Here is a 26,073-nt window from a genome sequence, read left to right as displayed (position 1 = left end):
GAGCTGGGTTTAGAACGTCGTGAGACAGTTCGGTCCCTATCTGGTGTGGGCGTTGGATGATTGATGGGAGCTGCTCCTAGTACGAGAGGACCGGAGTGGACGAACCGCTGGTGTTCGGGTTGTGATGCCAATCGCATTGCCCGGTAGCTATGTTCGGAACGGATAACCGCTGAAAGCATCTAAGCGGGAAGCCGGCCCAAAGATGAGTCATCCCGTGACCTTTAAGGTCTCTGAAGGGTTGTTGAAGACGACGACGTTGATAGGCAGGGTGTGGAAGCGTTGTAAGGCGTTAAGCTAACCTGTACTAATTGCCCGTGCGGCTTAACCATACAACGCCAAAATGGTCTTGGTGTTGTGTGAACAACATGACAAGCTAGTCAAGATAAGAGTGGCAGACTCTTAAAAGAACGATTACTGATACAGTTTCCAGATTGTCAAAGGAAGGCCACGACTCCTGAGAGTAATGTGCGTCCTCCTTGCGCAAAACGAACGCTACGTGCCAAGGCACTACGCATTGTTTTGCACGATAAGTTTATGCCTGACGGCAATAGCGACACGGTACCACCTGACTCCATTCCGAACTCAGAAGTGAAACGTGTTAGCGGCGATGGTAGTGTGGGGTTTCCCCATGTGAGAGTAGCACACCGTCAGGCTCCCATTCGAAAACAAAGAACCCAGCGAAAGCTGGGTTTTTTGTTTTTGGTTAGCAACTTACGTTGCTACCCCCATGCCAAACCAAATCCATGGATAGACAAAGAGAGAAGTGCTCTGCGTAACTTCACTTTTTTAAACCCTCCATGGTGCCTGGTTCCAGCTCAGCCATCCAGGGCCTCGCGTTCATCGCTTTCGGCGTGCCACTGGCACTCCTCATGCTTCTTCAAAGCACCGCTCTTCACCCCCATGTGAGAAGGTACCTGTATATATATTGGTATAAGAAAATTTACGTCATGCCCGCATGCTTTTGGCGGGCATCTATTTGCCATCTAAATTACTTTATCCCAATAAGACCTATTAATAGGTCTTTATACTTGTCTCTCATACTAAAAAGATCTATATTTAGTTCCTTAAATAAGTCATTTTAAGCGAGCTTATGCAAACGATAAGACCGATACTTGCTGATAATACAACCAGTATTTCAGAATTAAAAAAGAACCCAATGGCTGTAATAGAGCAGGCTGATGGGTTCCCAGTCGCTGTTTTGAATAGAAATAAGCCTGAATTCTATTGTATTCCGGCAGATGCTTACGAGGAGCTCCTAGACAAGCTAGAAGACATAGAGTTAGCTAAAATTGTCAGAGATCGTGAAGGCCAAGAAGAAATTGAGGTAAGCCTTGACGACTTATAAGCTCTTGTTCAAGCGTGATGCGGAGATAGAGTGGCGAAAGTTGGACTCATCTATTCGAGTGCAGTTTAAAAAGAAGCTTATAGAGAGACTATCCAACCCACGAGTTGAATCCTCACGTCTGAATGGGCTGGATGATTGCTATAAAATTAAACTTCGCAGTGCTGGTTACAGGCTTGTCTATCAAGTTCGTGATGGTCAACTAGTGGTAATTGTCGTAGCGGTAGGAAAGCGCGAACGCAATCAAGTCTATAAGTTAGCCGTTAAGCGAGTTTAATTTTGCTAGATAGATACCGGACAGTTGCTTCGCAACTTCCTTCATGACGAAGGGCGAGGCAAACTCCGCTATGACGAGGGCTGCTTAACAGACACTGGAGTGAAGAAAAGCCCGTTATGCCCGCACGCTCTTGGCGGGCATCTTATCGCTTTGGAAATAGTAGCCTAACATGCCTTTTCAAGTGCTCGAGTCTTCCTTTTGTTACTGGAAAACTTCTCTCTGCACCATACAAATCAAGTATGTTCGTTTTTGAGTATCCCTTAAGAACATCGCGTAATTTGTCTAATTTTGAATTGTATTTACCTGAACAATAACGACTTATGCATTCCAGATAGTGTTCTTTCAAGACTGGATCTTGGGGGCGGGTAATGGGAGTTGATACGCCAAATAGTTGATAAAGGTTAAACAGCGTCGCATTAAGGATCTGTGCATAACCACATTGCTCAAAACGCCCGCTGATAATGGACCAGTCAAGCCTGTCGCCATGATGTAATATCAAGAAGGCAAGATTATTCAGCTGTTTAAGGTCAATCAGGCGGTCCTCATATGATCTGTCAACGATTTCACTATGGGAAATACAGAGGATCACCTCATCATTGGCAGAAAGACGATACACCCGAGGCGAGACTTCTATTTTTTCAGACCAACATCTTTCAACAGGCAATAGTGGTAACACTGAACGTTTTAAAGGCCATCTATGGATTTCAATACAACAAGGTGAGCCAGGGTGTCTCAAAGGAGGTGACTGGTGCAGACCTACTGCTACAACATCATCTTTGCCCAAAGACTCTTGATAGCCTTTCTGCTTTAATAGCGAAATAGCTGTCTGCCACTCTGTTTCATCTACCAAAAGGTCAATATCGCTCATAAAGCGAGTACCCATTTGTTGACCCGTATTATCCAACAGACTGACAACGCCTTTGAGTAAAATACAGTCCAACTGATTGTCAGGAAAATACACGGTAACTGTCTCTGCTTCCTGTTTTACTCGACTGACATAGGTTTGGTAATGATTGGCTAATTCGACGAGATAATCACTGGTCTGCACATCTAAACATTTCCAGCCGCCCTTGGCTCGAATGCTGTGAGTGAGTTGACCGGTCAGCCAATAGTGATTGGATAAAGCAATGAGCGAAAGGCGTTCATCTTCAATTTGCAAGCGCTCTAGCGTCTCATTGCTTACGGCCTTCAAGGGGGATAACCATGAGCAGAGATCTTCAAACGTATGTCGATGTGTCTCTACGTTCATGATGGGTTTTCCCAGGCTGCGTTTATCATCTGCATTGCGTACTCAGTTTTAATGTAACCTAGTTGATAGCAGGGAAGACTATCGAGCATAGATAATAAGCTTTCTATATCGTCTGCGGTCAGTGTACGGCTGACTTGATATCCTCCTTCGACCAACTTACTCAATGCCTGAAAAGTACTAAGCCTTTCAGGCTGGCTTGCGCTCGATCCGAACCTTGGGAATATGCTTAGTCGCTTAGAAGGAAATTCTGTAGAGAACGCTTCTGGCCATAAATATTTGAGACGTCTTCCATCCACCCTTTTCCAGATCTTTGATTTATCCAATTGTGGAAAAAGGCTCCAGCTTCCTTCTTTTATCGCTATCGGCAACGGTATTGTCAGAAGTGAATGTTGTTCATCGAACACCATCATCTCATCAGAATAGAGTGTTGCGCCGGCTTCACATAAGCGTGCAGCCAAAGTTGATTTGCCCGCGCCAGATACGCCCGGCATTAGCAACCCCCCGCTTTGCGTAACGACTGCAGCACCATGAAAACAGAACAGAAAGTTTTCGCGTTGATACGCGAGGATCTGCAGGCGATCAATAAGTACGGGTACGACTTCGTTAAACAATAAGCCTTGTTCAACGGGGAGATCATTTACATTAAGTGAGAAATCCTCTGCGCTGTTTGTAATATCAATGCTGACATGATGTTGACCTGTGACAACTGAGATCGGCGCGAGTAGTTCAGCAAGGTGTTGTCTCAGTAGATCGTTGCTACAGTGAATGGAAAAAACAGTATTACAGACTTTAAATAGCATGTCCTGAGTGGATAATGGCTGGGCATGAAGTTCTGGATATAGCCCATCTTCATAGTTTTTTTCAGGTATTCCTGGAACAAAGAAAGGTTCAATTTCTGAAAATAGATCCCTTAAGTCATCGCTAGACTTACGTACACTCTTTGATGCTTTAGATATAGCATGGCCAAGATCAGTGCAGGTATCCCGTTGCAATACGGCAAACACCAGCGACCCGGTGAGATGGGTCAGGGACTGTCGAGAGGTGTCAAACAACACGCCCTCGTTATTGTCGGTGAAGAGTGTCAGATGCCCGTGAGCAAGCCGATGTACGTGAAAAGATTTCAAAGAAAACTAGTTACAACCTTTTGCACCGTTTCCGCGACATGACTTTGGCGCGGCGGACGTGGATGGGCTCATCAGGGTTGTCATCGCGACGGGGGTGATTGCCGCCAGTTTGCCAAAACGTTTTATAAAGTCGCGGCGCTGTTGTTCATCTGCCGCGTCGACGCGGTCTTGTTGTTTTTTTGCCATTGGTCTTCCATTAACTGCTGTTAGCGCAGTTAGTATACGGTTAAAAAAAACGCACGAACAGTCCACTTTAGACCTAAGTTACATTGACTGTAGCCGCCCTGACAGGCTATGTTGGCAACACTGCGCTAAATATAAACGCTCGGGCATCTGCTCAGGGCAAAGCCAAATAACAATAAAAATAAAACCATGTTGAAAAAGGTGATGCACCCCGGTGTCACGGAGGCGTTTTCCAGGGGGTGTAACTGGCTTTCGTATGTCCTCCTGCCATTCTGGCTAACTGCTTCAGAGTTCGGGCGTTTCTCGTTTGTTCTGGCGCTGGTTTTATTAGTCTCCGCTATTTCTACAGCAGGTCAGGACAGAGCGATATTACGTTTTGTATCTGGCGGCGATATCCGTTCTCGTCTTCGCACCACTGCTGCGTTGTTCATTTCAGTCTTGTTCGCACTTTTCTGTCTCGCCTGTGTGAGGTTGTTGGTCGAGACGACGTCGATATTGCCTGACTATAACGTACCGTGGTCCCTCGTCCTGATTTGGATAGGACTACAGATGCTGTGTCTGCTCATTGCGGCACTGTCCAGAGCGCTTAACGATAACAACGCATTTGCGGTTGTGCGTGGCATCTACGGCGCCAGTAAACTGGTGTGCCTGAACCTCGTCGCAGCGCAGTTTGCAGAAATTGAAAGTGTGATCTGGACAGAAGTCACACTGCTTGCGCTTGTTACCCTCTTTGCCGTGTTCAGATTTCGCCAACACATTTTTGCAGGCCCTTCTATCAAAGTTGCAAAGCAATCTCTATTGTTTGGTATGCCGCTTGTCTTGCACGTATTGGCAGGCGCATCGCTGGGGCAGTTGGATAAACTGATGATTGGCAACATGCTGGATGCTACAAGTCTTGGTCTCTATGCATTCTTAAATTCTCTGGCCAGCGGCGTATTTTTCGTATTCGCGGTGTTCAACATCACCTATGAAACACGTATTTATCAAAGTAAAGATGCCGTGGCCGCTGAATCCATGATGTCCGACATGTTGAAGTATTCGGTGGGTATCGCCATGGTGCTCCTCGCTGCGGTTAATATCGGTTTATCGCCGTTGCTCATATTTCTTGATAAAGCGGCATATTTTGATGCCCATGTGCTGGCAATATTGTCGGTAGCTTACCTGGTCTATCCGCTTTATTTGCAGGCCAATGTGCGTTTTATTCACGCCAAGCAAACTAGGTGGATCCCGCTGATGACCGGCCTGGCAGCGTTGGTCAATGTTGCAGCAAATCTCATCCTTATCCCTTTGATGGGGATACAGGGAGCGGCATGGAGCACGTTATTATCCTATGCAGTACTGGTGATGTTCGCGCAGTTCACTTCGAGGAGGATAGCGTGAAGCCGAAGCGGGTACTCACTTATATTATGCCGTTTTATATTGCTATCGGACCGGTGTACTGGTTTTTATTTCTGTCTCCTGACGTGTTCAACCTTGCCAAATACGCGCTGGCCATTCTGGCGATAGGCTCGGCGTTTTTCTTTGGTGCTAATGAATGGCTGCGTGACCGACAGTTTATTTCAGGCAGCAGTATCAAACTGGTGATCGGTATGGTGTTTATCAGCCTGCCCGCCATGTATCTGAGTCAAAGCGATGATGCGCTACTGACGCTTTTTCGCTATGGCATATTATTCGGACTATTGATTGCCCTGTATTGGCTGGCCAAAGAGCAGGGCTTCTTGCAGCGCACGCCGCTGGCCATTGCGCTGGTGATGACGCCGCTTTGCGCGATTACCGTGGCGGATTTTCTACTCAATCTGGGACTGCCCTCTTTCGATGGCTGGTATCGCCTTTATGCAACAGGATTTTCGACATCAAGAACACAGTGGGCTGGGGGGTTGGTGTGTCTGTCGATATTTATGATGTGGTGCTACCTGAACTCTCCCGGACGGATAAAGTACCTGTACCTGGTTGCGTTTGTCGTCGTGCTGCTATCGCAGCTGTCGAGTGGTGGACGAGGTGGCACGCTGGCCTCGCTGCTGGGGGTGGCAGCCTTACTTATCTATTACAAACGTTATGGCATGATCATGCTCGGCGTCATCGGCGCCAGTCTGTTTGCTATCGCGTTTCAGGATGTACTTATCACTCATCTGCGTTTTGACCGATTACAGGACGGCGCGCAGGCCAGCTCGGATTTTTCTTCCGGCCGCCTGGAGCAATACGGCATCGCGTTCGACCTGATAAAGTCCCCCACAGATTTACTCATAGGTCTGGGACCAAAAGGCTATGAAAACGCCTTTGCGCAACAGGGTATTGATTTCGAGATCCACAATGTCTGGCTGCGACTGCTGATTGAATACGGTCTGTTTATGCCCGTGTTTGTATTCAGCTTTCTGATTTTATCGATGTTCAGAGCGGTACGGGAGAATCGCCACAACAAAGAAGCGTTTGGTCTGGTGATCATTTTGCTGGCAGGCATGTTTACCACCCTGGTTGAGCCCAACGCTATCGTCTTCAGCTTCCAGAACTACCTGCTATGGTGGCTCATCTTCATTGTCCTCAAGCGAAATACAGCAAAAGGATTTCTGGCGTCATGAAGGTACTGTTTCTGCAAAATGTCCTGTTCGACTACCGTGTGCCTTTCTACAACGGTCTGGTGAAGCGCGGTCTGGACGTGACAGTCGTACATTCTGGTAAAAAGCTGGACGACACTCGCTGTCTGTTTACCCAGCGTGTTGTGCCAGAAAAATCAGTGGCCGGTTTTCACTGGCAATTACACCGTCCCCGGTATGCAGACTTTGACGTAGTCATTGCTATGTTTGACCCGCACTGGCCGCAGAATCTTGCGTGCATGCTTAACCATCGTGGTTATCGACGTGTGTTGTGGGGGCATGGTTTTGGCAGTAACGCTTTAGGCAACAAGCTGCGTTGCCTGATCGCTAATCGCGCTGATGCGTTTGTGCTGTATACCGAACAGGGCCGGCAACAAGTCATAAACGGCGGTGTTGAGCCGAGCATTACCCATGTTGCGAATAACACCGTTGAGGTGGCAAACCATGAGGGAAAATCATCAGCAGGCCAGCACTTTTTGTACGTTGGCAGGTTACAGGCGCGCAAGCGAATTGATCTGGCGTTAACCGCCTTTGCAGACGTCATCAGCAAGCACAACGACTCGCTGTTACGATTTGATATTGTTGGCGACGGCGATATTCGTGATGAGCTTATCGAACTTACACGGTCACTAGGGATCGCTGAAAAGGTGCAGTTTCATGGTGCCATCACCGACAATCAACAACTGAAACCTCTTTTCCACAACAGCCTTGCTTATGTCTCACCGGGTCATCTGGGTCTTGGCATCAATCATGCCATGGCCTTTGGCACGCCTGTACTGTCGGTCGCAAATCGAGCACATGCGCCAGAAGTGGCGGTATTAAACCAGAACAATAGCATCATGTTTAAGGCTGACACCGATCAGCAGATCATCGTGGGACTGTCTAAACATATGCTGAAGCTTGCAACCAACCCGGACTACGCTATGGCGCTGTCTTCGCGCAGCTATCAAGACTATGTGGATCACTGCAGCATGGACAGAATGCTCGACGGTTTTGAAGCGGCAATTCGCGGCAGTGGTGAAAACTGATATGCATCATCCCATTATCATCAATGCCAGTGCGGCAAAACTCGGTGGTGCCAAAACCATTGTTGATAGTTTTATTGCATGGATTAAGGTCAATGACGGCGATACACCCTTTATCCTGCTGTGTCCGCAAAAGCCATCCGATTTGCCCGATAACGTGACCTATATTGCAAAATACACGGGCGGCTTAGGAACCTGGTTGTTTTCATGTTTTTGGATAGCCTGGATATGCCTGCGGCATCGCGCCAGGGCCTGTATATCGTTTAACAACGTCAATCTGGTATTGCCCCTTTGCACCCGCATCACCTATTTTCATCAGGCCAAAGCCTTTACAGAGAATAGCCTGCGATTTCGACTAATTCGCTGGGCAATAAGACGCCTCAAACGCTCACGCATTATTGTTCAGTCACCGCTTATCGCAGAACAATTTCAACAGTGCTTCGGTACGGGTTATCAGCTAGATGTTAAGTGGCCGGGCATTCAGCCTCCCGAGGCGGCTGAACGTCAGCGTCAGCGTCAAAAACACAGGCAGCTGTTGTGGCCCGTAACGGACCCCACAGTAAGGCAAAAAAATCTCGCCTGGTTTGAGCAGCATCAACAGTGGTTTATCAACAATGATATTGAGGTACTGGTGACCTCTGATATCCCCCTGACATTGCCTTTTTTCAAACCCATCGGTTTGCAATCGCGCGACACGTTATTTCGGCGCTATCGCGAAGTCGATGGCGTGCTCATTGTGTCGAGTGAGGAGACCCTGTGCCTGCCGATCTTTGAAGCGGCAAGCGTGGGAGCTAATGTGTACGTACTGGATATGCCCTATATTCGGGCCATTGAGTCCTGGCGCGGGCTTCCTGACAATGTGACAGTCATTAATGGCCCCGAACAGATTGACTTCAGTGTGTCGCACCCGAACCCAATTAACCTTTCTTATTACCAGCCGGACTGGCAGATTTATTGATTATGAAACAGATACTTCAACACCTGGAAAGTGGCGAAAACATTATTGTCGAGGCTCCCGCACCGCAGAATAAACGTGAACATCTGCTTATCGCGACACACAAGACACTAATCTCGGCTGGTACCGAGCGTATGCTGCTTAACTTCAGTAAAGCGTCATACCTGCAAAAGGCCAAGCAACAGCCTGACAAAGTGAAGCAGGTGCTGGATAAGGTCAAAACCGATGGATTAGTCACGACCTATGAAGCGGTGAAAAGCAAGCTTGCCGAACCTATTCCGTTGGGCTATTGCAACGTCGGTTCGGTGCTGGAGGTCGGTGCAGGATGTGACGGTTTTGCCATTGGCGATCGGGTGATTTCTAACGGTCCACACGCCGATGTGGTGAGGGTAGGTAAGCATTTGTGCGCCAAAGTGCCTGATAACGTCAGTGACGAGCAGGCGGCTTTTACAGTGCTGTCGTCAATCGCGTTACAGGGGATCCGTCTTACTGCACCGACGCTGGGCGAGTCTGTGGTGGTCACCGGGGCCGGCTTAATCGGTCTGATTGCCATTCAGCTATTGCGTGCCAGCGGTTGTAGGGTTCTGGCGATCGATTTTGATGACGCCAAGCTTGAACTTGCCAGACAGTTTGGTGCGACGACCTGTAATCCGGCAAAAGGCGAAGATCCGGTCGAAGCAGGCATCAGTTTTTCTCGTGGACGGGGGGTTGATGCAGTGCTGATCACAGCGTCAACCAAGTCGAGTGAGCCCGTCAGTCAGGCCGCACAGATGAGTCGCAAACGGGGTCGTATTGTGCTGGTAGGCGTGACCGGACTGGAACTAAACCGCGCTGAATTTTATGAAAAAGAGCTGAGTTTTCAGGTGTCCTGCTCATACGGGCCTGGACGCTACGAAGCTGACTATGAAGAGAAAGGGCAGGATTACCCACTTGGTTTTGTTCGTTGGACTGAGCAGCGAAATTTTGAAGCGGTGTTGGATATGATGTCTTCTAGGCAGCTGGACGTAAAGCCGCTGATCAGTCACCGCTTCGCTTTTGAGGAAGCGCAACAGGCTTATCAGGTGCTCACCGACGAGCCAAATGCATTAGGCATTGTGCTCGACTACGCGACGTCAGCGCCTCAAACCCGCCTGTCTCGACAGGTGACATTGAAGTCGGATGTCAGTTTTGACTCTGACAAGCCCGTGGTGGGTATGATTGGCGCCGGTAACTATGCCTCCCGTATGCTTATCCCCGCCTTCAAGGATGCGGGGGCGCAATTGCACACTCTAGCGACCTCTGGCGGCATCAGTGCTGTGGTGCATGGAGAAAAGGGGGACTTCGCCCATGCTAGCACCGATACTGAAGCGATGCTGAAAAACCCTGACATCAATACTGTCGCGATTGTCACACGACACAACAGTCACGCCCATTTTGTTACCAAGGCGCTGACGCAGGGCAAAAATGTGTTTGTTGAAAAACCTCTGGCACTCACTCACAACGAGCTGGACGAGATTGAAAGTGCTTATGGCGAGGGCAACGCCAGAGTTATGGTGGGCTTTAACCGCAGGTTTGCACCGCAGGTGCAAAAAATGAAAGCCTTATTGGATAGCAGCACTGCGCCCAAGGCATTTAACTTTACCGTCAATGCAGGTGCGATCCCAGCTGATCACTGGACGCAGGATCAGGATGTGGGTGGCGGCCGCATTCTGGGAGAAGCCTGTCACTTTATTGACCTGATGCGCTTTTTATCAGGCAGTGATATTGTTGCTTTTCAGGCCAGCTGTGCAGCAGATAACAGCGGACATGCCGTTGATGACATCAGTATTATTACGCTGACATTCAAAGATGGTTCGGTGGGCAGCATTCACTACCTGGCCAACGGTGCCAATGCCTTTCCTAAAGAGCGCTTAGAAGTATTCTGTGCCGGTAAAATTCTGCAGTTAGATAACTTCCGCCAGTTAAAGGGCTATGGCTTTAAAGGCTTTAACACCATGAAACTGTGGCAGCAGGATAAAGGCCATAAGGCTTGTGCACAGGCGTTTCTATCCTCAATTGAACATGGTCAGCCATGTCCAATCAGCTTTGCGGAGCTGATGGAAGTATCCCGCATCACGGTTGATATCGCCCAGCAGTTGCGTGCAGGTAGATAAGCATCATGCTTGATAGGTTGGCTACATATCAAAAGTTAGGGCTTACTAACATATTGCGGGTTATAGGGTATCAGCTGCGTCTGAAATCAAAATGGTTCGTACGTACTCTACCTATCACGACCTTAAAGCAGGGACAGTTCTTTGCCGTACCCGAAAGCCAAAAACCCTCAACTAAGCAGTCTTTAAGGGAGCATCATACACTGTTTGGCTGGGTGAAATTGACCCTTACTACGCCACCTGATTGGCATCAGTCGGTGCTCAACGGCCAGTGCCTGCAGCAAACCGAGGTGCACTGGAGTGCCATTAGTGACTTTGAAAATGGCGTGGGCGACATCAAAGGCGTCTGGGAGCCCTCTCGGATGGGCTGGTGTGTGGATATGGCGCACAACTATAACTGCAGTGGCGACCATCACTGGATCAAAACGATTAATCACTGGCTTAACGACTGGTGTTTGCACAATCCCGCCAATCAGGGCGCAAACTGGAAATGTGCACAGGAGGCTTCATTCCGGATAATGCATCTTGCCATGTGCGCTGTCATGCTGGAGCAAAAGCAACCCAGCAAGGTGCTGGTTAATTTTATTGAGCAGCATCTAACGCGCATTGTGCCCACTTTGGGATATGCCCGTGCACAGGATAATAACCACGGTACCAGTGAGGCTGCCGCGCTGTATATTGGCGCATCATGGCTGCTGCGGGTATCGCCGCATAACGCACAGTGGCGCATGCTTTTCAAAATAGGTGAACGCTATCTGTGCGAACGCGCTGAACGTCTTATCGCCGACGATGGCACCTTCAGCCAATACTCTGTGACCTATCACCGCTTAATGTTGCAAACCTTCTGCATGGTAGAAACATGGCGACAGTTTTTATCTCTGCCGATCTTGCCTGTATCATTATACGAGCGTGCACGGGTCGCCACGCGCTGGCTGGTGCAGATGGTGGACGATAATAGCGATGATGCACCAAATCTTGGCACCAACGATGGTGCGCATATTCTTAACCTTTCAGGATGCGACTATCGGGACTTTAGACCCGTCGTGAAACATGCGTCTGCGCTGTTTGATGTAAGCAGCCAGCCAAGCTCATCGTTGTTTAACGACGGCGGCTTTGTGACCTTACGAAGGCATCATGCGTGGGCCATGATGCGAGCACCTCGCCTGCGTTTTCGTCCCGGACAGGCAGATTTCCTGCATCTGGATTTGTGGGTTGACGGTATCAATCTCCTGCGCGACGCAGGCACTTACAGCTACAATTGTGAAAAGAAGTGGATGGAGTATTTCCCATCGGTGCGTGCCCACAATGCCATAGAGTTTGACGGTACCGATCAAATGCCCCGTTTGTCCCGATTTCTTTATGGCCAGTGGCCGGACGATGCGCAGCTGTCACTAGATCATTTAAGCAACCAGGCGTCTGCAACCTTTACCGATTGGCAGGGGCATACCCACCATCGTCTTGTTACATTGGAAGATGAGCGATTGATAGTCATCGATAAAATCTCCAATGTGAGGCGCACAGCGATATTGCGCTGGCGACTGTGTCCTGACACCTGGCAGCAAGATCGCAACACGTTCAGCACTGATAAATTCCAAATCGATATAAATTCGGCAAAAAGTCTAACGCGTCTGGACTTGGCAGAAGGGGCAGAATCCAGATATTATGGTCAAAAATCGTCCGTGCCTGTGATCGAAGCTCAAAGTGATGCGGACAACCAGATAACAACAATAATAAGCTGGCATTAAAATAAACATGCGCGTTCTCTATTTTCATCAGCACTTCTCCACGCCAGGAGGAGCGACAGGCACTCGCTCCTACGAGATGGCCAAAAAGCTTATCCAGCGCGGTCATTCTGTGACCATGGTGTGCGGCTCTTATAATGTTGCCGCAACCGGTCTGACATCCAAGTTCGAAAACGGCCGGCGTGAAGGCAGCGTTGATGGCATACATGTCATCGAATTTGACCTGACGTATGCCAACGCAGACAGTTTTTTGAAGCGTACCTGGCAGTTTATAAAATATGCCCTGCGCAGCACCGGCATTGCACTTACTCACGATTACGACGTGGTATTCGCTACCTCAACGCCGCTGACAGCTTCTATCCCGGGGATATTAGCGCGCTGGCTGCGCGGTAAACGTTTTGTGTTCGAAGTGCGGGATTTGTGGCCTGAGTTACCAAAAGCGATGGGCGTGATCACCAACCCCGTTGTGTTGATGGCAATGTCCGTTCTGGAAAAAATTTCCTATGTAAGTGCGCACGCGTGCATTGGCCTGTCACCGGGTATTGTCGAAGGCATCAAACGGCGCTGCTCAAAAGATAAGCCGGTATACATGATCCCCAATGGCTGTGACTTATCTCTATACGATGAAAATCCCAAGAACCTGACACTGCCAAAAAGTATCAACACCGGTGACGTGCTTGTGGTGTTTACCGGTGCCCATGGGATGGCCAACGGGCTGGATAAGGTATTGGATGCTGCTCAAGAGCTTGAAAAGCGTGGCGAGCAACGGGTTACACTGCTGTTTGTTGGCGAGGGTAAGTTAAAACCCGCGTTAAAAGCCCGCGCTGAACAGCAGGACTTGAGCAACTGCATCTTTATGGATGCCATTCCCAAAACGAAATTGATGAGCCTGATGTACCAGGCCGATGCCGGGCTCATGTCTCTGGCCAACGTTCCTGCGTTTTATTACGGCACATCACCAAACAAATTTTTTGATTACATCAGCGCTGGATTACCGGTGATCAATAACTATCCGGGCTGGCTGGCTGAGATGATTACAGAAAATGATTGTGGCAAAGCGGTCCCGCCAGACAATGCTACAGCTCTTGCTGATGCACTGCAGGCACTTGCTGACAACCCAGAGCAGCTGAAAGATATGGGCATAAAAGCACGAGCGTTAGCTGAAAAGCAGTTTGACCGAAGTCAGCTGTCAGACCATTTCGTGCAGGCACTTGAGCAGGTGGGTACGGCATGAAACGACTGTTCGATATTCTGATTTCGTTCACCGCATTGCTGGCACTGTCACCTGTTATTGTGGTTTTGTACGTGCTCATTGCGGTAAAGATGGGACGTCCCGTGTTATTCGTTCAGACCCGCCCGGGCCTGCACGGAAAGCCATTCAATATGGTTAAATTCCGCAGTATGACGGACGCTAAGGATGCGCAAGGCAATCTATTACCGGATGCTGAACGCCTTACCCCCTTCGGTAAATTTTTACGCGCCAGCAGCCTCGACGAGTTGCCGGGGTTGTGGAATGTTCTCAAAGGTGAGATGAGTCTGGTGGGTCCACGTCCGCTGTTGATGGAATATCTGGATAAATACACGCCAGAGCAGGCACGGCGCCATGACGTCAGGCCCGGTGTCACCGGTTGGGCGCAGGTGAATGGTCGCAATGCCATCTCCTGGCAACAAAAATTTAGTTATGACGTCTGGTACGTGGATAACCAGAGCCTGTGGCTGGACGTCAACATACTGTTTATGACGGTGTTGCGCATTTTTAGACGCGACGGCATATCGCAGCAGGGTCATGCCACTATGCAGAAATTCACCGGAAACGAAGATGGCTGAAACACTCTACATTATCGGTGCCGGTGGTCATGGCAAAGTCTGTGCTGACACGGCAAAAGCGACGGGGCATTACAACCATATTGCGTTTCTGGATAGTCAGCGTGATATCGGCGACGCCATTGGTGAATGGGAGGTTGTTGGACGTCCCGAATCTTTCGCTGACTTCGCCGACACGCACAGCGTGTTTTTTGTTGCTATCGGTGACAATCGGGCTCGCAGACAGTGGTTGCAGCGTCTTACTGGCGAACAGGTGGGTATTGCCACACTGGTTCACCCCACCAGTATTATTGCAGAGCATGTGCATATCGGTGCAGGCACGCTGGTAGTCGCTGGCAGCATCATTAACGGTTTTACCCAAATTGGTCAGGGCTGCATTATCAATACCGCGACCAGCATCGATCATGACTGCAGTATTGGTGATTATGTACATATCGCGCCAGGCTGCCATTTGGCCGGCACTGTGACAGTGGGTGAGGAAGCGTTTGTCGGTATTGGCAGCGCGGTGATCCCTAACATTTCCATCGGCAGCCATAGCATTATTGGCGCGGGTTCGGCTGTGACGTCAAACATCGACGGTAACGTTGTTGCGGTTGGCTCCCCGGCCCGACCTATCAGGCCCCATCATCGAGAGTAGTTGACTATGTTAAATGGACCTTTTTCCCCCTGGCCAAGTTATCAGGATGATGAGAAGCAAGCCGTCATTGATGTGATGAATTCTAACCGGGTTAACTACTGGACCGGGCAGGAAGGGCGTCAGTTTGAAAAGGAATTTGCCTCGTTTTGTGAATGCGAATACGCCATTGCTGTGGCTAATGGCACGGTAGCACTCGATTTAGCCTGGGTCGCCTTAGACCTGCCTAAGGGGGCTGAGGTTATTGTTACCTCCCGCACTTTCCTTGCCTCGGTCTCGTCGATCGTGCTGGCTGGGCTGGTACCGGTATTTGCCGATGTCGACCCGGACAGTCAGAACATCACTGAGCAAACAATAGCGCCGCTTATTAATGACAATACCGCGGCGATTCTGTGTGTGCATCTGGCGGGCTGGCCTTGTGATATGGATAGCATTATGGCGCTGGCTGAGAAGCACAGCCTGTATGTGGTAGAAGATTGTGCACAAGCCCATGGTGCTAAATATAAGGGCAGGCCAGTAGGAGCGATTGGTCATATTGGTGCGTGGTCATTCTGTCAGGACAAGATTATGACTACCGCGGGTGAAGGCGGCATGGTCACGACCAATCATCATGAATTCTGGCAGCGCATGTGGTCGTTTAAGGATCACGGCAAATCCTGGGAAGCCGTGTATGAAAAACAGCATCCTCCCGGATTCCGCTGGTTACATGAATCCTTCGGCACTAACTGGCGCATGACTGAAATGCAAAGTGCCGTGGGGCGCATTCAGCTATCACGCATGAATGAGTGGCAGGCGACTCGCGAGCGATACGCCCAGCAAATCCTTTCGACGTGCCGCGCATTCTCCGCGCTTCGAGTGCCAGCGATACCGAACAACATTACCCATGCCTTTTACAAATGCTACGCGTTTGTTGAGCCAGAGAGGCTGGCGGCAGGCTGGGATCGAGACAGAGTGATGAACACCATTGTGGAACAAGGCGTACCGTGCTTTTCAGGTTCGTGCTCAGAGGTATATCTCGAGAAAGCATTTGATGACACACCCTATCGGCCAGCGCGACGTCTGCCGGTTGCACAGAAACTTGGTGAGACCAGTCTGATGTTTATGGTGCATCCCACTCTCACACCAGAGGAAATCGATAAAACCTGTGAAGTGATTCGAATCGTTATGCAGGAGGCGAGTCTATGATGCAGATGAGCCGGCTTTATCAGCTGCCGGGCCCGATTAAATTTGCCATGCTGCTGGGCTGGGATACGTTAGCACTGGTCGGCGCATTTTTTATGGCGTTTCTGGTCAGGTTAGGCGTAGATAGATTACCGATTGGCTTTATTGAGCTGATGGTACTGCTTTCCAGCGTTATTTTCACTTTATCGATTTTGATGTTGATGGGCCATTACCAGCAAATGACCCGCTACATAAGCCTTAATGCCGGTGTTGTGATCGTGCTTGGCGTGACCTTGTCCAGCGCTTATCTGGCATTGTGTGCAGATATGGTAAATGCCTTTATGCCCCTCAGCGTGCCGTTTTTATACTGGATGTTTGCTATCACCGGGATTGCCGGACCGCGCTTCTTTGTTTATCTGACGGCGCAATCTCAGGGCTTCAAACTGCGTGAAAAATGTCTCATATTCGGCGCCAACAATGCCGGTCGTCTGCTGGCAACCACATTAAAGCAGGGGCGTGACCTATTACCGGTAGCGTTTGTGGATGACAAGCAGCACTACATCGGAAAGCAAGTGCTGGGTATTCCTGTGATCGGCAGAGAAGACATCCCTGAAGTAGTGGCTAAACACAATGTGCGCAAAATGCTGTTGGCAGTCAACAATACCTCTGTCGGACGTCGTAAGGAGCTGCTGCAGGAGCTAGAGCCTTTTGCACTGGAGCTGCTATCGGTGCCAGACGTATCAGAAGTCGCTTCGGGCAAACGCAAAATTGATGAACTGCGTGAAGTGCGCATTGAAGAGCTGCTTGGCAGAGCGCCAGTGGAACCTCTGCCAGATTTGCTGAGCTGCAATATCACTGGCAAAACGGTGATGGTGACCGGTGCCGGTGGTTCAATCGGCAGTGAACTGTGTCGTCAGCTGATCAAGCTTTCTCCTTCTGCGGTGGTGTTGTTCGAGCTATGTGAATACAACCTGTACCAGATTGAAAACGAGCTGTCGGCGCAGTATCCGGATATTCCCCTGATACCTGTGCTCGCATCGGTACAGGATACCGAGGTCTTGCGCGCGATAATCGAAAAGCATCGTATACAGACCATCTATCACGCCGCGGCATACAAACACGTGCCGATTGTGGAATACAACGTGTCGGCGGGCATTCGTAATAATATTTTCGGTACGGCCAATGTAGCGTTAATTGCCGCAGAGTATGAGGTTGAGAAGTTTGTGCTGGTGTCGACCGATAAAGCGGTGCGTCCTACCAATGTGATGGGAGCGACCAAGCGTTTTGCCGAGCTGTTTGTACAGGGTATTGCCGAACTCAATCCGAAAACCGAATATGCCATTGTGCGCTTTGGTAATGTATTAGGCTCGTCAGGCTCAGTAGTACCGCTATTTACCAGACAAATTCAGGCCGGTGGCCCTATTACCATCACCCATCCGGATATCATCCGCTATTTCATGACCATTCCAGAAGCTGCACTCCTTGTGTTACAGGCTGGGGCCATGGGTAAGCATGGTGAAGTTTTTGTGCTGGATATGGGCGAGCCGGTCAAAATTGTCGACCTGGCGGTCAAGATGACCCATCTTATGGGACGCCGGGTGAAAAGCGAGCAGTATCCGGATGGGGATATTGAACTTGTCTTCACGGGACTTCGCCCCGGTGAAAAACTGTATGAGGAATTGCTGATCGATGATGCCGATACCCGCACTCAGCACCCTAGGATCATGGGTGCGAATGAGACCAAACTGGAGTTTGCGGATGTGGTGATGTATCTCGACCAGCTTAACTTTGCGTTGGTCAATGGCAACGAGCAGGAAGCACGTAATATTTTGCTGCAGGCTCCGCTGGCGTATACACCCAGACTAGACAAGCTGGCCAGCTAGTCGGCCGTTACAGATATTTATCCGAGTGCCGATAGTTAAGAAAGCCCTGAGCACATCAAAAATAACAATAATTCAGTCTTAAGTTGCAGCAATGAAACATCTTTTTTCCGTTATCCGTTTTTCCTGTTTTTTGAGTATAACAAGCCCAGTGCTGGCACAGGTGGCGCAGATTGCGCCTGAGTCAATGCCGTTATCGGTAAAGGCGTCAGTGATTCAAAGTGACAATATCAACCCAACCTTAGACATCGATATGTCCGCCACGGGTCTGTTGTTAAATCCACAAGGTCAGTTAGTCAGCCGCGCCGAGGGAGTTGATTTACAGTTCAATTACGCTGGAAAGCTCGAGGTTTACAGTGTGCAGGACCCTGCTGCTGGCATGGATGATTCAGTCGATTTTAACGGTGTCGAGGCAAGGTTACTGAGCCGATTTTATATTGCTGACGCATGGTCATTCGATATTGCCGCTGAGCACAAGACTGAAACACAAAAGTTTGGTACCGGCATATCACGTCTGAGCAAAGACATTTATACCCCTGACACACTCAAGCGTAATACAGGTAAGGCGACGTTGATCTATGGCAGAAAGCCGTCTGACCGTTTTATTGCACTGAGTTCGGGTGTCGAAGATTACCGTTACGATACTCAGGAAGATTCCGATATTTTTGATCTCACGGTGACCTACGTGACATTGCATACGGGGTTCAGGTTTTCACCCCAGTCACGCCTTTTGACGCGTCTGGAAGCCTATCAGGAAGACTTTGACAATGTGCAGCGTGAGGACAGTGAGTTTTATCAGGCGCTGGTAGGCTTTGACTGGCAGGTCAGTGGTAAGTCATCGCTTGAACTATTGGTGGGGCTATACCAACGTTCATTTGATGTCAGCGAAGATAACAACGGCTTGGTCTGGGTGTTTAATTATGCCTATCAGCCTAATTCAGTGTGGTCATTTGAACTGGGCTCATCAAGACAATCGGAAGTCTCGGAAAGTGAGCTGACATCCGACATGGTCAGTCAGGATCTACTGGCTAGCTTACATTTTACGCCGCTTGAGCAATGGCGACTGAGTGCCAGCACAGAGCTAGTCGATACCACCTTTTATCAGGCAGGCAGCGAATTGAATCAGGATGAAATGCGCGCGGCCTTACAGCTATCGTATTTGTTTAGTCGTCACCAAAGTGTAGGTGTAAGTGTCTCGACCAATAATATTGAAACCAGCGATACGCGCATTGATTATCGTCAGAATGAGGTAGCCATCACTTGGCAATACGAGTTTTAGCAGCCTGCTGGTTGCTACTGACCACGACGCTTAGCTTCGCAAACACGGATGCGCTGCGCATCGGTGTGGGCGATGCGTTACTGGTCGAAGTGTATAACGAGCCAGACCTGAGAGTGCGCGCCAAGGTGCCAGAATCAGGGCGCTTGCGCTTCCCTCTGGTGGGCGATGTCAGCGTGATTGACCAGACACCAGAGCAGCTCGCTGAGCAGTTGGAAACCCTGTATCTGGACGGTTACCTGGTCTCACCGTCCGTCAGCGTATTGATTGAATCCTTCAGACCTTACTTTGTGCGCGGTGCAGTAAAATCGGCCGGCTCATTCACGTTTCAGATGGATCTTTCAGTTGAAAAAGCCATTGCCGTAGCCGGTGGTCTCAAAGACCGTGCGTCAAAAAGTGCCTGGTTTGTGATCCGGGCAGACAGCGGCGAACGCATTAAGGCCAGCAAAGATACCCGCATTTATCCGGGCGATATTGTCGAAATTGAGGAAAGTCTGTTTTGAGTCAGTCGTCCGATACGATTCGTCAGTCGCTGGATAACAGTGCCTATGATGTGGCCGATCTCCTGGCATTTTTCTGGCAAAAGAAGTTTCGCATTATTTTTATGGCCGCAGTGATCACCATCGCCGGTGTGTATCATATTTTTTCTCTTCCTAAGATTTATTCAGCTTCAGCAGTGGTGATGCTGTCACAGGAAGGGCAAAGTTTCAGGCTCGGACAGGCGTTCAGTGGCTTTGGTGGTATCGAAGATACCCAATTTGACACATACGTTGAATTTATTCGCTCCAGGCAGTTTTTAGGCGACATTGTTAAGCGTCTGCAACTGACCGAAAAACGCGAATTCAGACCGCAGACACTCACCTCGGATCAGGCTTACATAAAAGAGCATGCCCTCAGGGTGCTCAGTAATAATCTGTCGTTAAGTCGCGTTGGCGATACGTACTTACTGCGCATCACCTATGATTCGCAGGTGCCGGAGACAGCGTCGCTGATAGCCAATGATATTGGTCCGTCATTTTTTGCTTACCATAAAGAAATTACCCGCCAACGCGCGGTAGATACGTCGCAGTGGCTTAATCAGCAGCTTGGCGAGTTGCAGGATGAGCTGGCCAATGCTGAGTCCAAACTGCAGTCGTTTCTGGAAGATAACCAGCTGATAGATGTGGACAGTCAAATCAGTCTGGCCCGCGCCGAGATTGCCGCATTGGTGAATGAGAAACTGGCAATAGAGAAGGTCTTGTCAGAAATACGCTCTACCATCGTGCAGATTGAAATCGCCGATGAAAGGGTGGACAGGCTGATGCAGATCCCCTGGATGCTGAAAAATCCACTGGTGATTGATAACCGCAACAAGCTGACGGCACAGCGTCAGGTGATGGATGAAATACAGAAACGTTACTTACAAAAACATCCCAAATTTATTGCGGCACAAAGTCGTTTGTCTCTGCTTGAGCAGGAGCAGCAGCGTCTATTGCAGGAGCTGACAGCAAGCCTTAGCCAGGAAAAAAGCACGCTTGAATCCCGATCTGATGCGCTTACTGAACAAATTAATGAGAAGAAATCTGAATACAGCGATCTGGGCAAAATTGAAGTGCAGCTCGCCCGTTTGCAGCGCGAAGTACAGTCCACCCAAAATCTTTACGACACTTTCCTGGCACGTTTGCAGGAAACCGAGATGTTTAAAGACTTCGGTAATAGCAATGAATTTGCCGTAGTAGATTATGCCACCACGCCTACCGGACCCTCTAAACCGCGAGTGGCGCTGCTCAGTGCGCTGGTACTGATGTTTGCGTCATTGTTCAGTGCTGGCTTCTGGCTATTCCTGCATTTGATGAGCGACAGAGAAACCCGCTACCGTCAGTTAATGCAGCAGATCGACGTGCCCATCACCGTTGAAATACCTAAAGTTGCCGGATCGAAAAAGTCCAAATCGGCACTGCTGTTAAATACGGGACAGAAAAGTTATCCCTTCGCGGAAGCTATCCGCTCGTTAAGAACGTCAATGATGATTAACACTGATGGTAAAGAGCGACGTATTATTGCAGTCACCGGCATCAATACCCATGCTGGAGCAACTACGGTAGCGGCGAATCTGGCGTTGTCATTCAGTCGACTTGAGAAAACCTTGCTACTGGATCTGGACTGGCGGAACCCGAGTGTGGCAGCGCTGTTCAATATCCCCGAATCACATAGTGGTCTGACTGAGTTTATCAGCCGTCGAGCGCCATTTAGCGACTGCATTTTTCATGCGGATGCATCACCACTGTCTATTATGCCAAGCGGTGAAGCACCGGGTGATCCCATTGTGTATTTTTCTAAACCCCGATTTGCCAGTATTCTGTCCAAATTAGGCGTGGTCTATGACCGTCTGATTATTGTGACGCCGCCAGTCAACACCTACAGCGACGTCATTATGCTCTCTAAATACGTCGACAGTGTGGCTGTGGTTTGCGAGCCGGATACGACAGAATCAACTGACCTGTTAAACGGCTTGCAACGTCTGCAAGATGCCGGGGCACCGATCGCCGGCATGGTCTTTAATAAAATGAAATCGGTCAGAACCCGCTATCCCACCCCCAGCAAGTTTTCCAATTTACTGGGCATACTGCGCAGGCGTTAAGCCTGTGAAGACTGTCAGCATCGTTTTGGGTAGACTACGCCCATCATGATCATTACCTGGCGTTTATGTTAAATCGTGCAGAATCTCGCATCTCATCATAGCTTTCACTTTCCTGCGCATTGTCAGCAACTTGTGACACTTGAAACCGTTGATGCAGCAAGTGAATGGCTTGCGCATCATCGTGAGCAGCAGTGGTTGATCCTCGGTGAAGGTAGCAACACGGCTTTCATCGATGACTATGACGGTACGGTGGTAAAGATTCATATTACCGGTAAGAAGGTTGTGCAGACTGAGCATGATTTTCTGATTTCGGTGGGGGCAGGGGAAAACTGGCACGAGCTGGTGACCTACTCCCTGCAGCATCATATGTATGGTCTTGAAAATCTGGCGCTGATCCCGGGCTCTGTAGGGGCGGCACCTATCCAGAACATCGGCGCTTATGGCGTCGAAGTAGCGAGTTTTATCGACAGCGTGGAATGTCTGGATGTGACGACAGGACAAAAGCAGGTCAAAACCACACAACAATGTCAGTTCGGCTATCGGGACAGTCTGTTTAAAAGAGACTGGCGGAATCGTTTACTGATTTGCACGGTGACGTTTCGTTTGCCCAAAAAGTGGCAGGCGGTGACAAACTATGGAGAACTTGCCGAGCTGGACAACCCGGGTCCTCAGACCATCTTTAATAAAGTCGTGTCTATTCGTCAGAGCAAGTTGCCGGATCCTGCCATTACGGGCAACGCCGGGAGCTTTTTTAAAAACCCCATTATCCCCGTCGCGCTGTATCACGACATTGCGTCCCGTTATCCGCAGTGTCCGGTATTCGCGGTGGACAATGAACGCGTAAAAATTCCTGCGGCCTGGCTAATTGATACACTCGGCTTCAAGGGCAAGCAGCACGGTGGCATTCACTGTCATGCACGTCAGCCTCTTGTGCTAACAAACGATGGTAATGGCAATGGTAAGCAACTGCTGGAATTGGCCAGATTGATACGTGACAGTGTATTGTCAGAATTTGGCATTATGCTTGAAAATGAAGTCCAACTAATTGGTAAACAGGGCGCACTCACACTATGACGTCCCAATCAGATGCAACTCGACTGGCGTTAATCAAGCAGCTTGCCGACGGCGCGTTTCACTCCGGTGAGCACCTTAGCGAACTATTAGGTATCAGCAGAGCGGCGATTTCAAAACACTGTCGGGCATTGGCCGAACTGGGCGTTGAGATTTTTTCTGTTAAAGGCAAAGGTTACAGACTTGCTCAGCCCCTGCAGCTGTTGGAGCTGAGTGAAATGCGGCGATATCTGCCAGCCATGTATGACTTTCCGATTGAGATCGTCAACATCATTGATTCCACCAACGATTACATTAAGCAGGCGGACAAGCGTAGCAATGGTATGGCGGTGCTGGCCGAAGCACAGACTGCCGGACGTGGACGACAGGGAAGACGCTGGGTGTCACCTTTTGGAGCGTCCATTTACCTGTCGATGTGTTGGCAGTTTTCGCAAGGATATGAAGCCATCAGCGGATTGAGTCTGGCGGTTGGCGTTGCGCTTATAGATGCACTTCAGGCATCTGGCATACAGGGAGCACAGGTTAAATGGCCAAATGATATCTACCTTGATGGTAAGAAAGTGGCCGGTATCCTGGTTGAAGTTGAGGGGCAGATGGGCGGCCAATGTGAATGTGTTATCGGCATCGGTGTCAATATTAACCTGCGTAGTGAACAGCCAGATATAGACCAGCCATGGACCGATCTTCGCGCACACGCAGATGCCGACATTAACCGTAATCAGATTGCGGTTAATCTGCTTAATGCCTTGACCCGCATTTTACAAGAATTTGAACAGCATGGTTTGACGAACCTGCAATCACAATGGCAGCAACATGATATTTTTTACGGCAGGACAGTTAATCTGATAAGTGGGTCTCAAGTAATAACAGGGACTGCCAAAGGCATCGACCATCGAGGCGGACTATTGCTGGAAGTCGACGGTGAGGTGAAGACATATTTTGGGGGCGAAATCAGTGTCAGACCAGCCTAGTATTTTGCTTATTGATGTGGGTAATACGCGCACCAAGTACTGTTGGCAACGTGGCAATTCCGATATTTCCGAGGTTGATGCGACTACCCAAATTGAAACGCTGAGTGAACGCATTGGCGAGGCTGATAAAGTGGTGGTCGCCTGTGTGGGCCATGATGACTGGCTTGCTGCCATACAGCAGGCGAGCATTGAACAGAAGTGTGAGCTGGTGACTGCCAGCGTGTCTGCAACGCATAACAATATCAGCTGCGCGTATGAGAATGTGTTGACACTGGGTGTAGACCGATGGTTGGGGATCATCGCTGCACAGCAGTTAACCGACAAACCCTATGCTGTGTTGCAATTAGGCACCGCGATGACCTGCGACGTGGTTGCCGACCGTGTTCATCAGGGGGGGTGGATTGCGCCCGGCTATCAGTTAATGAAACGCTCTGTGACTCAGAATACCGCCAAGGTATTTTGTGACGAGTCAAACGTGCATAAGCTGTCACTGGGACGTTCAACGCCTGAATGTGTAAGCCATGGTTGTATTGCGGCGCTGAATGGCTTTGTTCAGCAGACCGTGTCATGGATGCAGCAACATCACAATAGCTATGACATCTTTATCAGCGGGGGCGATGCCGACCTGGTAAACATTGATGAGGGCAATGTCACAAAGATTGAGCATATCGTGCTGCGTGGATTGGCCTCCTATTAGCTCCTAAAAGCTGAAAAAATGCAGCCTTTATCGCGCAATTGCTCGCCGTTTAAGCAATTACGTAAATAATCCCTGACTTTTTTGAATTTCGCCCCTTGCACGCATGAGATCATTACACTAGAATGCGCACCCACTTGATGCAGTGCCGACTTAGCTCAGTTGGTAGAGCAACTGACTTGTAATCAGTAGGTCGCCAGTTCGACTCCGGCAGTCGGCACCATCAATCTCTGGAGGGGTACCCAAGCGGTCAACGGGAGCAGACTGTAAATCTGCCGGCTCAGCCTTCGCAGGTTCGAATCCTGCCCCCTCCACCACTTTCTAAATGAGGTGGCCTGAGAATAGGTTTGCGGGCATCGTATAATGGCTATTACCTCAGCCTTCCAAGCTGATGATGCGGGTTCGACTCCCGCTGCCCGCTCCATACAGTGCTGATATAGCTCAGTTGGTAGAGCGCACCCTTGGTAAGGGTGAGGTCGGCAGTTCAAATCTGCCTATCAGCACCATCTTTCTCCCCAGCTCATTGATGGTATTGTTAACTTTGCTGGGATAATAGAAATGGCAAAAGAAAAGTTCGAACGTACGAAACCGCACGTTAACGTCGGTACAATCGGCCACGTTGACCACGGTAAAACCACACTGACTGCAGCGATCACTACTGTACTGGCAAAGACTTACGGTGGTAGCGCACAGGCATTCGACCAGATCGATAACGCTCCAGAAGAAAAAGAGCGTGGTATCACGATCGCGACTTCACACGTGGAATATGACACGCCTACTCGCCACTATGCGCACGTAGACTGTCCTGGACACGCTGACTACGTTAAAAACATGATCACAGGTGCTGCTCAGATGGACGGCGCGATCCTGGTAGTAGCAGCGACTGACGGCCCAATGCCTCAGACACGTGAGCACATCCTGCTGGGTCGCCAGGTAGGCGTACCTTACATCATCGTATTCATGAACAAGTGTGACATGGTAGATGATGAAGAGCTGCTTGAGCTGGTAGAAATGGAAGTACGTGAACTGCTTTCAGAATATGAATTCCCAGGTGACGACCTGCCAGTCATTCAGGGCTCAGCTCTGAAAGCACTGGAAGGTGACGCAGAGTGGGAAAAGAAAATCATCGAGCTTGGTGAAGCACTGGATTCATACATTCCAGAGCCAGAGCGTGCAATCGACAAGCCGTTCATTCTGCCAATCGAAGATGTATTCTCAATCTCAGGCCGTGGTACGGTAGTAACTGGTCGTGTAGAGCAGGGTATCGTCAAGGTAGGTGAAGAAGTAGAAATCGTTGGTATCAAAGAGACCACGAAGACCACTTG

The 26,073-nt window shown here is 49.5% G+C and carries 23 protein-coding genes, 4 tRNA genes and 2 rRNA genes; 26 read left to right on the top strand and 3 right to left on the bottom strand.

Annotated elements, in window-relative coordinates:
• The 4 genes from G441_RS0116175 to G441_RS0116160 all read left to right on the top strand — a co-directional run.
• Positions 1-329: ribosomal RNA gene (locus G441_RS0116175) — 23S ribosomal RNA — on the top strand; the annotation flags it as partial.
• A 208-nt stretch (positions 330-537) separates the two neighbouring features.
• A 5S ribosomal RNA gene (gene rrf, locus G441_RS0116170) occupies positions 538-653 on the top strand.
• A 437-nt stretch (positions 654-1,090) separates the two neighbouring features.
• A complete protein-coding gene (locus G441_RS0116165; protein ID WP_026377304.1) occupies positions 1,091-1,345 on the top strand; it encodes a type II toxin-antitoxin system Phd/YefM family antitoxin in 255 nt (84 codons plus the stop codon).
• Positions 1,332-1,619 (top strand): type II toxin-antitoxin system RelE family toxin, encoded by a 288-nt coding sequence (locus G441_RS0116160; protein ID WP_026377303.1) that lies wholly within the window; start codon positions 1,332-1,334, stop codon positions 1,617-1,619. The genes G441_RS0116165 and G441_RS0116160 overlap by 14 nt, the downstream gene beginning before the upstream one ends.
• A 142-nt stretch (positions 1,620-1,761) precedes the next feature.
• Here the strand turns inward: G441_RS0116160 and G441_RS0116155 are convergent, their stop codons facing one another.
• From G441_RS0116155 to G441_RS18945, 3 genes are read right to left on the bottom strand one after another with little or no spacing between them, the layout of a single operon-like run.
• On the bottom strand, positions 1,762-2,868 hold the full coding sequence (locus G441_RS0116155) for a nucleotidyltransferase family protein (RefSeq protein WP_026377302.1): 1,107 nt from the start codon (positions 2,866-2,868) through the stop codon (positions 1,762-1,764).
• A complete protein-coding gene (locus tag G441_RS0116150) occupies positions 2,865-3,992 on the bottom strand; it encodes a hypothetical protein (RefSeq protein WP_026377301.1) in 1,128 nt (375 codons plus the stop codon). Before G441_RS0116150 ends, G441_RS0116155 begins: the two co-directional genes overlap by 4 nt.
• 6 nt (positions 3,993-3,998) lie before the next feature.
• Positions 3,999-4,178, bottom strand: a complete 180-nt coding sequence (locus G441_RS18945; protein WP_034475432.1) for a hypothetical protein — start codon at positions 4,176-4,178, stop codon at positions 3,999-4,001.
• Positions 4,179-4,364: 186 nt separating this feature from the next.
• On the opposite strand from G441_RS18945, the gene G441_RS0116140 reads away from it, so the two are divergent.
• From G441_RS0116140 to G441_RS0116015, 22 genes are all read left to right on the top strand, one after another.
• Positions 4,365-5,555, top strand: coding sequence for an oligosaccharide flippase family protein (locus G441_RS0116140; protein ID WP_026377300.1), 1,191 nt, complete (start codon positions 4,365-4,367; stop codon positions 5,553-5,555).
• Positions 5,552-6,751 (top strand): O-antigen ligase family protein, encoded by a 1,200-nt coding sequence (locus G441_RS0116135; protein WP_026377299.1) that lies wholly within the window; start codon positions 5,552-5,554, stop codon positions 6,749-6,751. Before G441_RS0116140 ends, G441_RS0116135 begins: the two co-directional genes overlap by 4 nt.
• The gene (locus G441_RS0116130) at positions 6,748-7,794 is read left to right on the top strand and encodes a glycosyltransferase family 4 protein (RefSeq protein ID WP_026377298.1); all 1,047 of its coding nucleotides are present in this window, start codon (positions 6,748-6,750) and stop codon (positions 7,792-7,794) included. The genes G441_RS0116135 and G441_RS0116130 overlap by 4 nt, the downstream gene beginning before the upstream one ends.
• A gap of 1 nt (position 7,795) precedes the next feature.
• Positions 7,796-8,749 carry a glycosyltransferase family protein gene (locus G441_RS0116125; protein ID WP_034475428.1) on the top strand — a complete coding sequence of 318 codons (954 nt, stop codon included), beginning with the start codon at positions 7,796-7,798 and terminating at the stop codon, positions 8,747-8,749.
• Between the two features lie 2 nt (positions 8,750-8,751).
• On the top strand, positions 8,752-10,878 hold the full coding sequence (locus G441_RS0116120) for a bi-domain-containing oxidoreductase (RefSeq protein ID WP_026377296.1): 2,127 nt from the start codon (positions 8,752-8,754) through the stop codon (positions 10,876-10,878).
• 5 nt (positions 10,879-10,883) lie between these two features.
• Positions 10,884-12,620: a heparinase II/III family protein gene (locus G441_RS18940; protein ID WP_051275669.1), complete on the top strand. Its 1,737-nt coding sequence runs from the start codon at positions 10,884-10,886 to the stop codon at positions 12,618-12,620.
• A gap of 7 nt (positions 12,621-12,627) precedes the next feature.
• Positions 12,628-13,851: a glycosyltransferase family 4 protein gene (locus G441_RS0116090; RefSeq protein WP_026377293.1), complete on the top strand. Its 1,224-nt coding sequence runs from the start codon at positions 12,628-12,630 to the stop codon at positions 13,849-13,851.
• Positions 13,848-14,444 (top strand): sugar transferase, encoded by a 597-nt coding sequence (locus tag G441_RS0116085; protein WP_026377292.1) that lies wholly within the window; start codon positions 13,848-13,850, stop codon positions 14,442-14,444. The genes G441_RS0116090 and G441_RS0116085 overlap by 4 nt, the downstream gene beginning before the upstream one ends.
• Positions 14,437-15,078 carry an acetyltransferase gene (locus tag G441_RS0116080; RefSeq protein ID WP_026377291.1) on the top strand — a complete coding sequence of 214 codons (642 nt, stop codon included), beginning with the start codon at positions 14,437-14,439 and terminating at the stop codon, positions 15,076-15,078. Before G441_RS0116085 ends, G441_RS0116080 begins: the two co-directional genes overlap by 8 nt.
• Before the next feature lie 6 nt (positions 15,079-15,084).
• Positions 15,085-16,260 (top strand): DegT/DnrJ/EryC1/StrS family aminotransferase, encoded by a 1,176-nt coding sequence (locus G441_RS0116075; RefSeq protein WP_026377290.1) that lies wholly within the window; start codon positions 15,085-15,087, stop codon positions 16,258-16,260.
• Positions 16,257-18,119, top strand: a complete 1,863-nt coding sequence (locus G441_RS0116070; protein ID WP_240485159.1) for a polysaccharide biosynthesis protein — start codon at positions 16,257-16,259, stop codon at positions 18,117-18,119. Before G441_RS0116075 ends, G441_RS0116070 begins: the two co-directional genes overlap by 4 nt.
• Positions 18,120-18,210: 91 nt before the next feature.
• Positions 18,211-19,395: an outer membrane beta-barrel protein gene (locus G441_RS0116065; protein WP_026377288.1), complete on the top strand. Its 1,185-nt coding sequence runs from the start codon at positions 18,211-18,213 to the stop codon at positions 19,393-19,395.
• Complete coding sequence (locus tag G441_RS0116060; RefSeq protein ID WP_240485158.1) at positions 19,377-19,895, top strand: polysaccharide biosynthesis/export family protein; 519 nt, start codon at positions 19,377-19,379, stop codon at positions 19,893-19,895. Before G441_RS0116065 ends, G441_RS0116060 begins: the two co-directional genes overlap by 19 nt.
• Positions 19,892-22,012 (top strand): GumC family protein, encoded by a 2,121-nt coding sequence (locus G441_RS18935; RefSeq protein WP_051275668.1) that lies wholly within the window; start codon positions 19,892-19,894, stop codon positions 22,010-22,012. Before G441_RS0116060 ends, G441_RS18935 begins: the two co-directional genes overlap by 4 nt.
• Positions 22,013-22,087: 75 nt before the next feature.
• Positions 22,088-23,086 (top strand): UDP-N-acetylmuramate dehydrogenase, encoded by a 999-nt coding sequence (gene murB, locus G441_RS0116050; RefSeq protein WP_026377286.1) that lies wholly within the window; start codon positions 22,088-22,090, stop codon positions 23,084-23,086.
• Complete coding sequence (birA, locus tag G441_RS0116045) at positions 23,083-24,054, top strand: bifunctional biotin--[acetyl-CoA-carboxylase] ligase/biotin operon repressor BirA (protein WP_026377285.1); 972 nt, start codon at positions 23,083-23,085, stop codon at positions 24,052-24,054. Before murB ends, birA begins: the two co-directional genes overlap by 4 nt.
• On the top strand, positions 24,038-24,751 hold the full coding sequence (locus G441_RS18930) for a type III pantothenate kinase (protein ID WP_169726101.1): 714 nt from the start codon (positions 24,038-24,040) through the stop codon (positions 24,749-24,751). The genes birA and G441_RS18930 overlap by 17 nt, the downstream gene beginning before the upstream one ends.
• 144 nt (positions 24,752-24,895) lie before the next feature.
• A tRNA-Thr gene (locus G441_RS0116035) sits at positions 24,896-24,971 on the top strand.
• Between the two features lie 9 nt (positions 24,972-24,980).
• A tRNA-Tyr gene (locus G441_RS0116030) sits at positions 24,981-25,065 on the top strand.
• A 32-nt stretch (positions 25,066-25,097) separates the two neighbouring features.
• A tRNA-Gly gene (locus G441_RS0116025) sits at positions 25,098-25,172 on the top strand.
• A gap of 6 nt (positions 25,173-25,178) precedes the next feature.
• Positions 25,179-25,254 (top strand) — tRNA-Thr (locus G441_RS0116020).
• A 52-nt stretch (positions 25,255-25,306) separates the two neighbouring features.
• Positions 25,307-26,073 (top strand): elongation factor Tu (locus G441_RS0116015; protein WP_026376746.1); only part of this gene is annotated, 767 nt, incomplete at its 3' end.

This window comes from Aestuariibacter salexigens DSM 15300, from assembly GCF_000429145.1.
GTDB lineage: Bacteria > Pseudomonadota > Gammaproteobacteria > Enterobacterales > Alteromonadaceae > Aestuariibacter > Aestuariibacter salexigens.
Note: the sequence above shows the minus strand (reverse complement) of the source record. Positions and strands in the feature narration are given on the sequence as shown.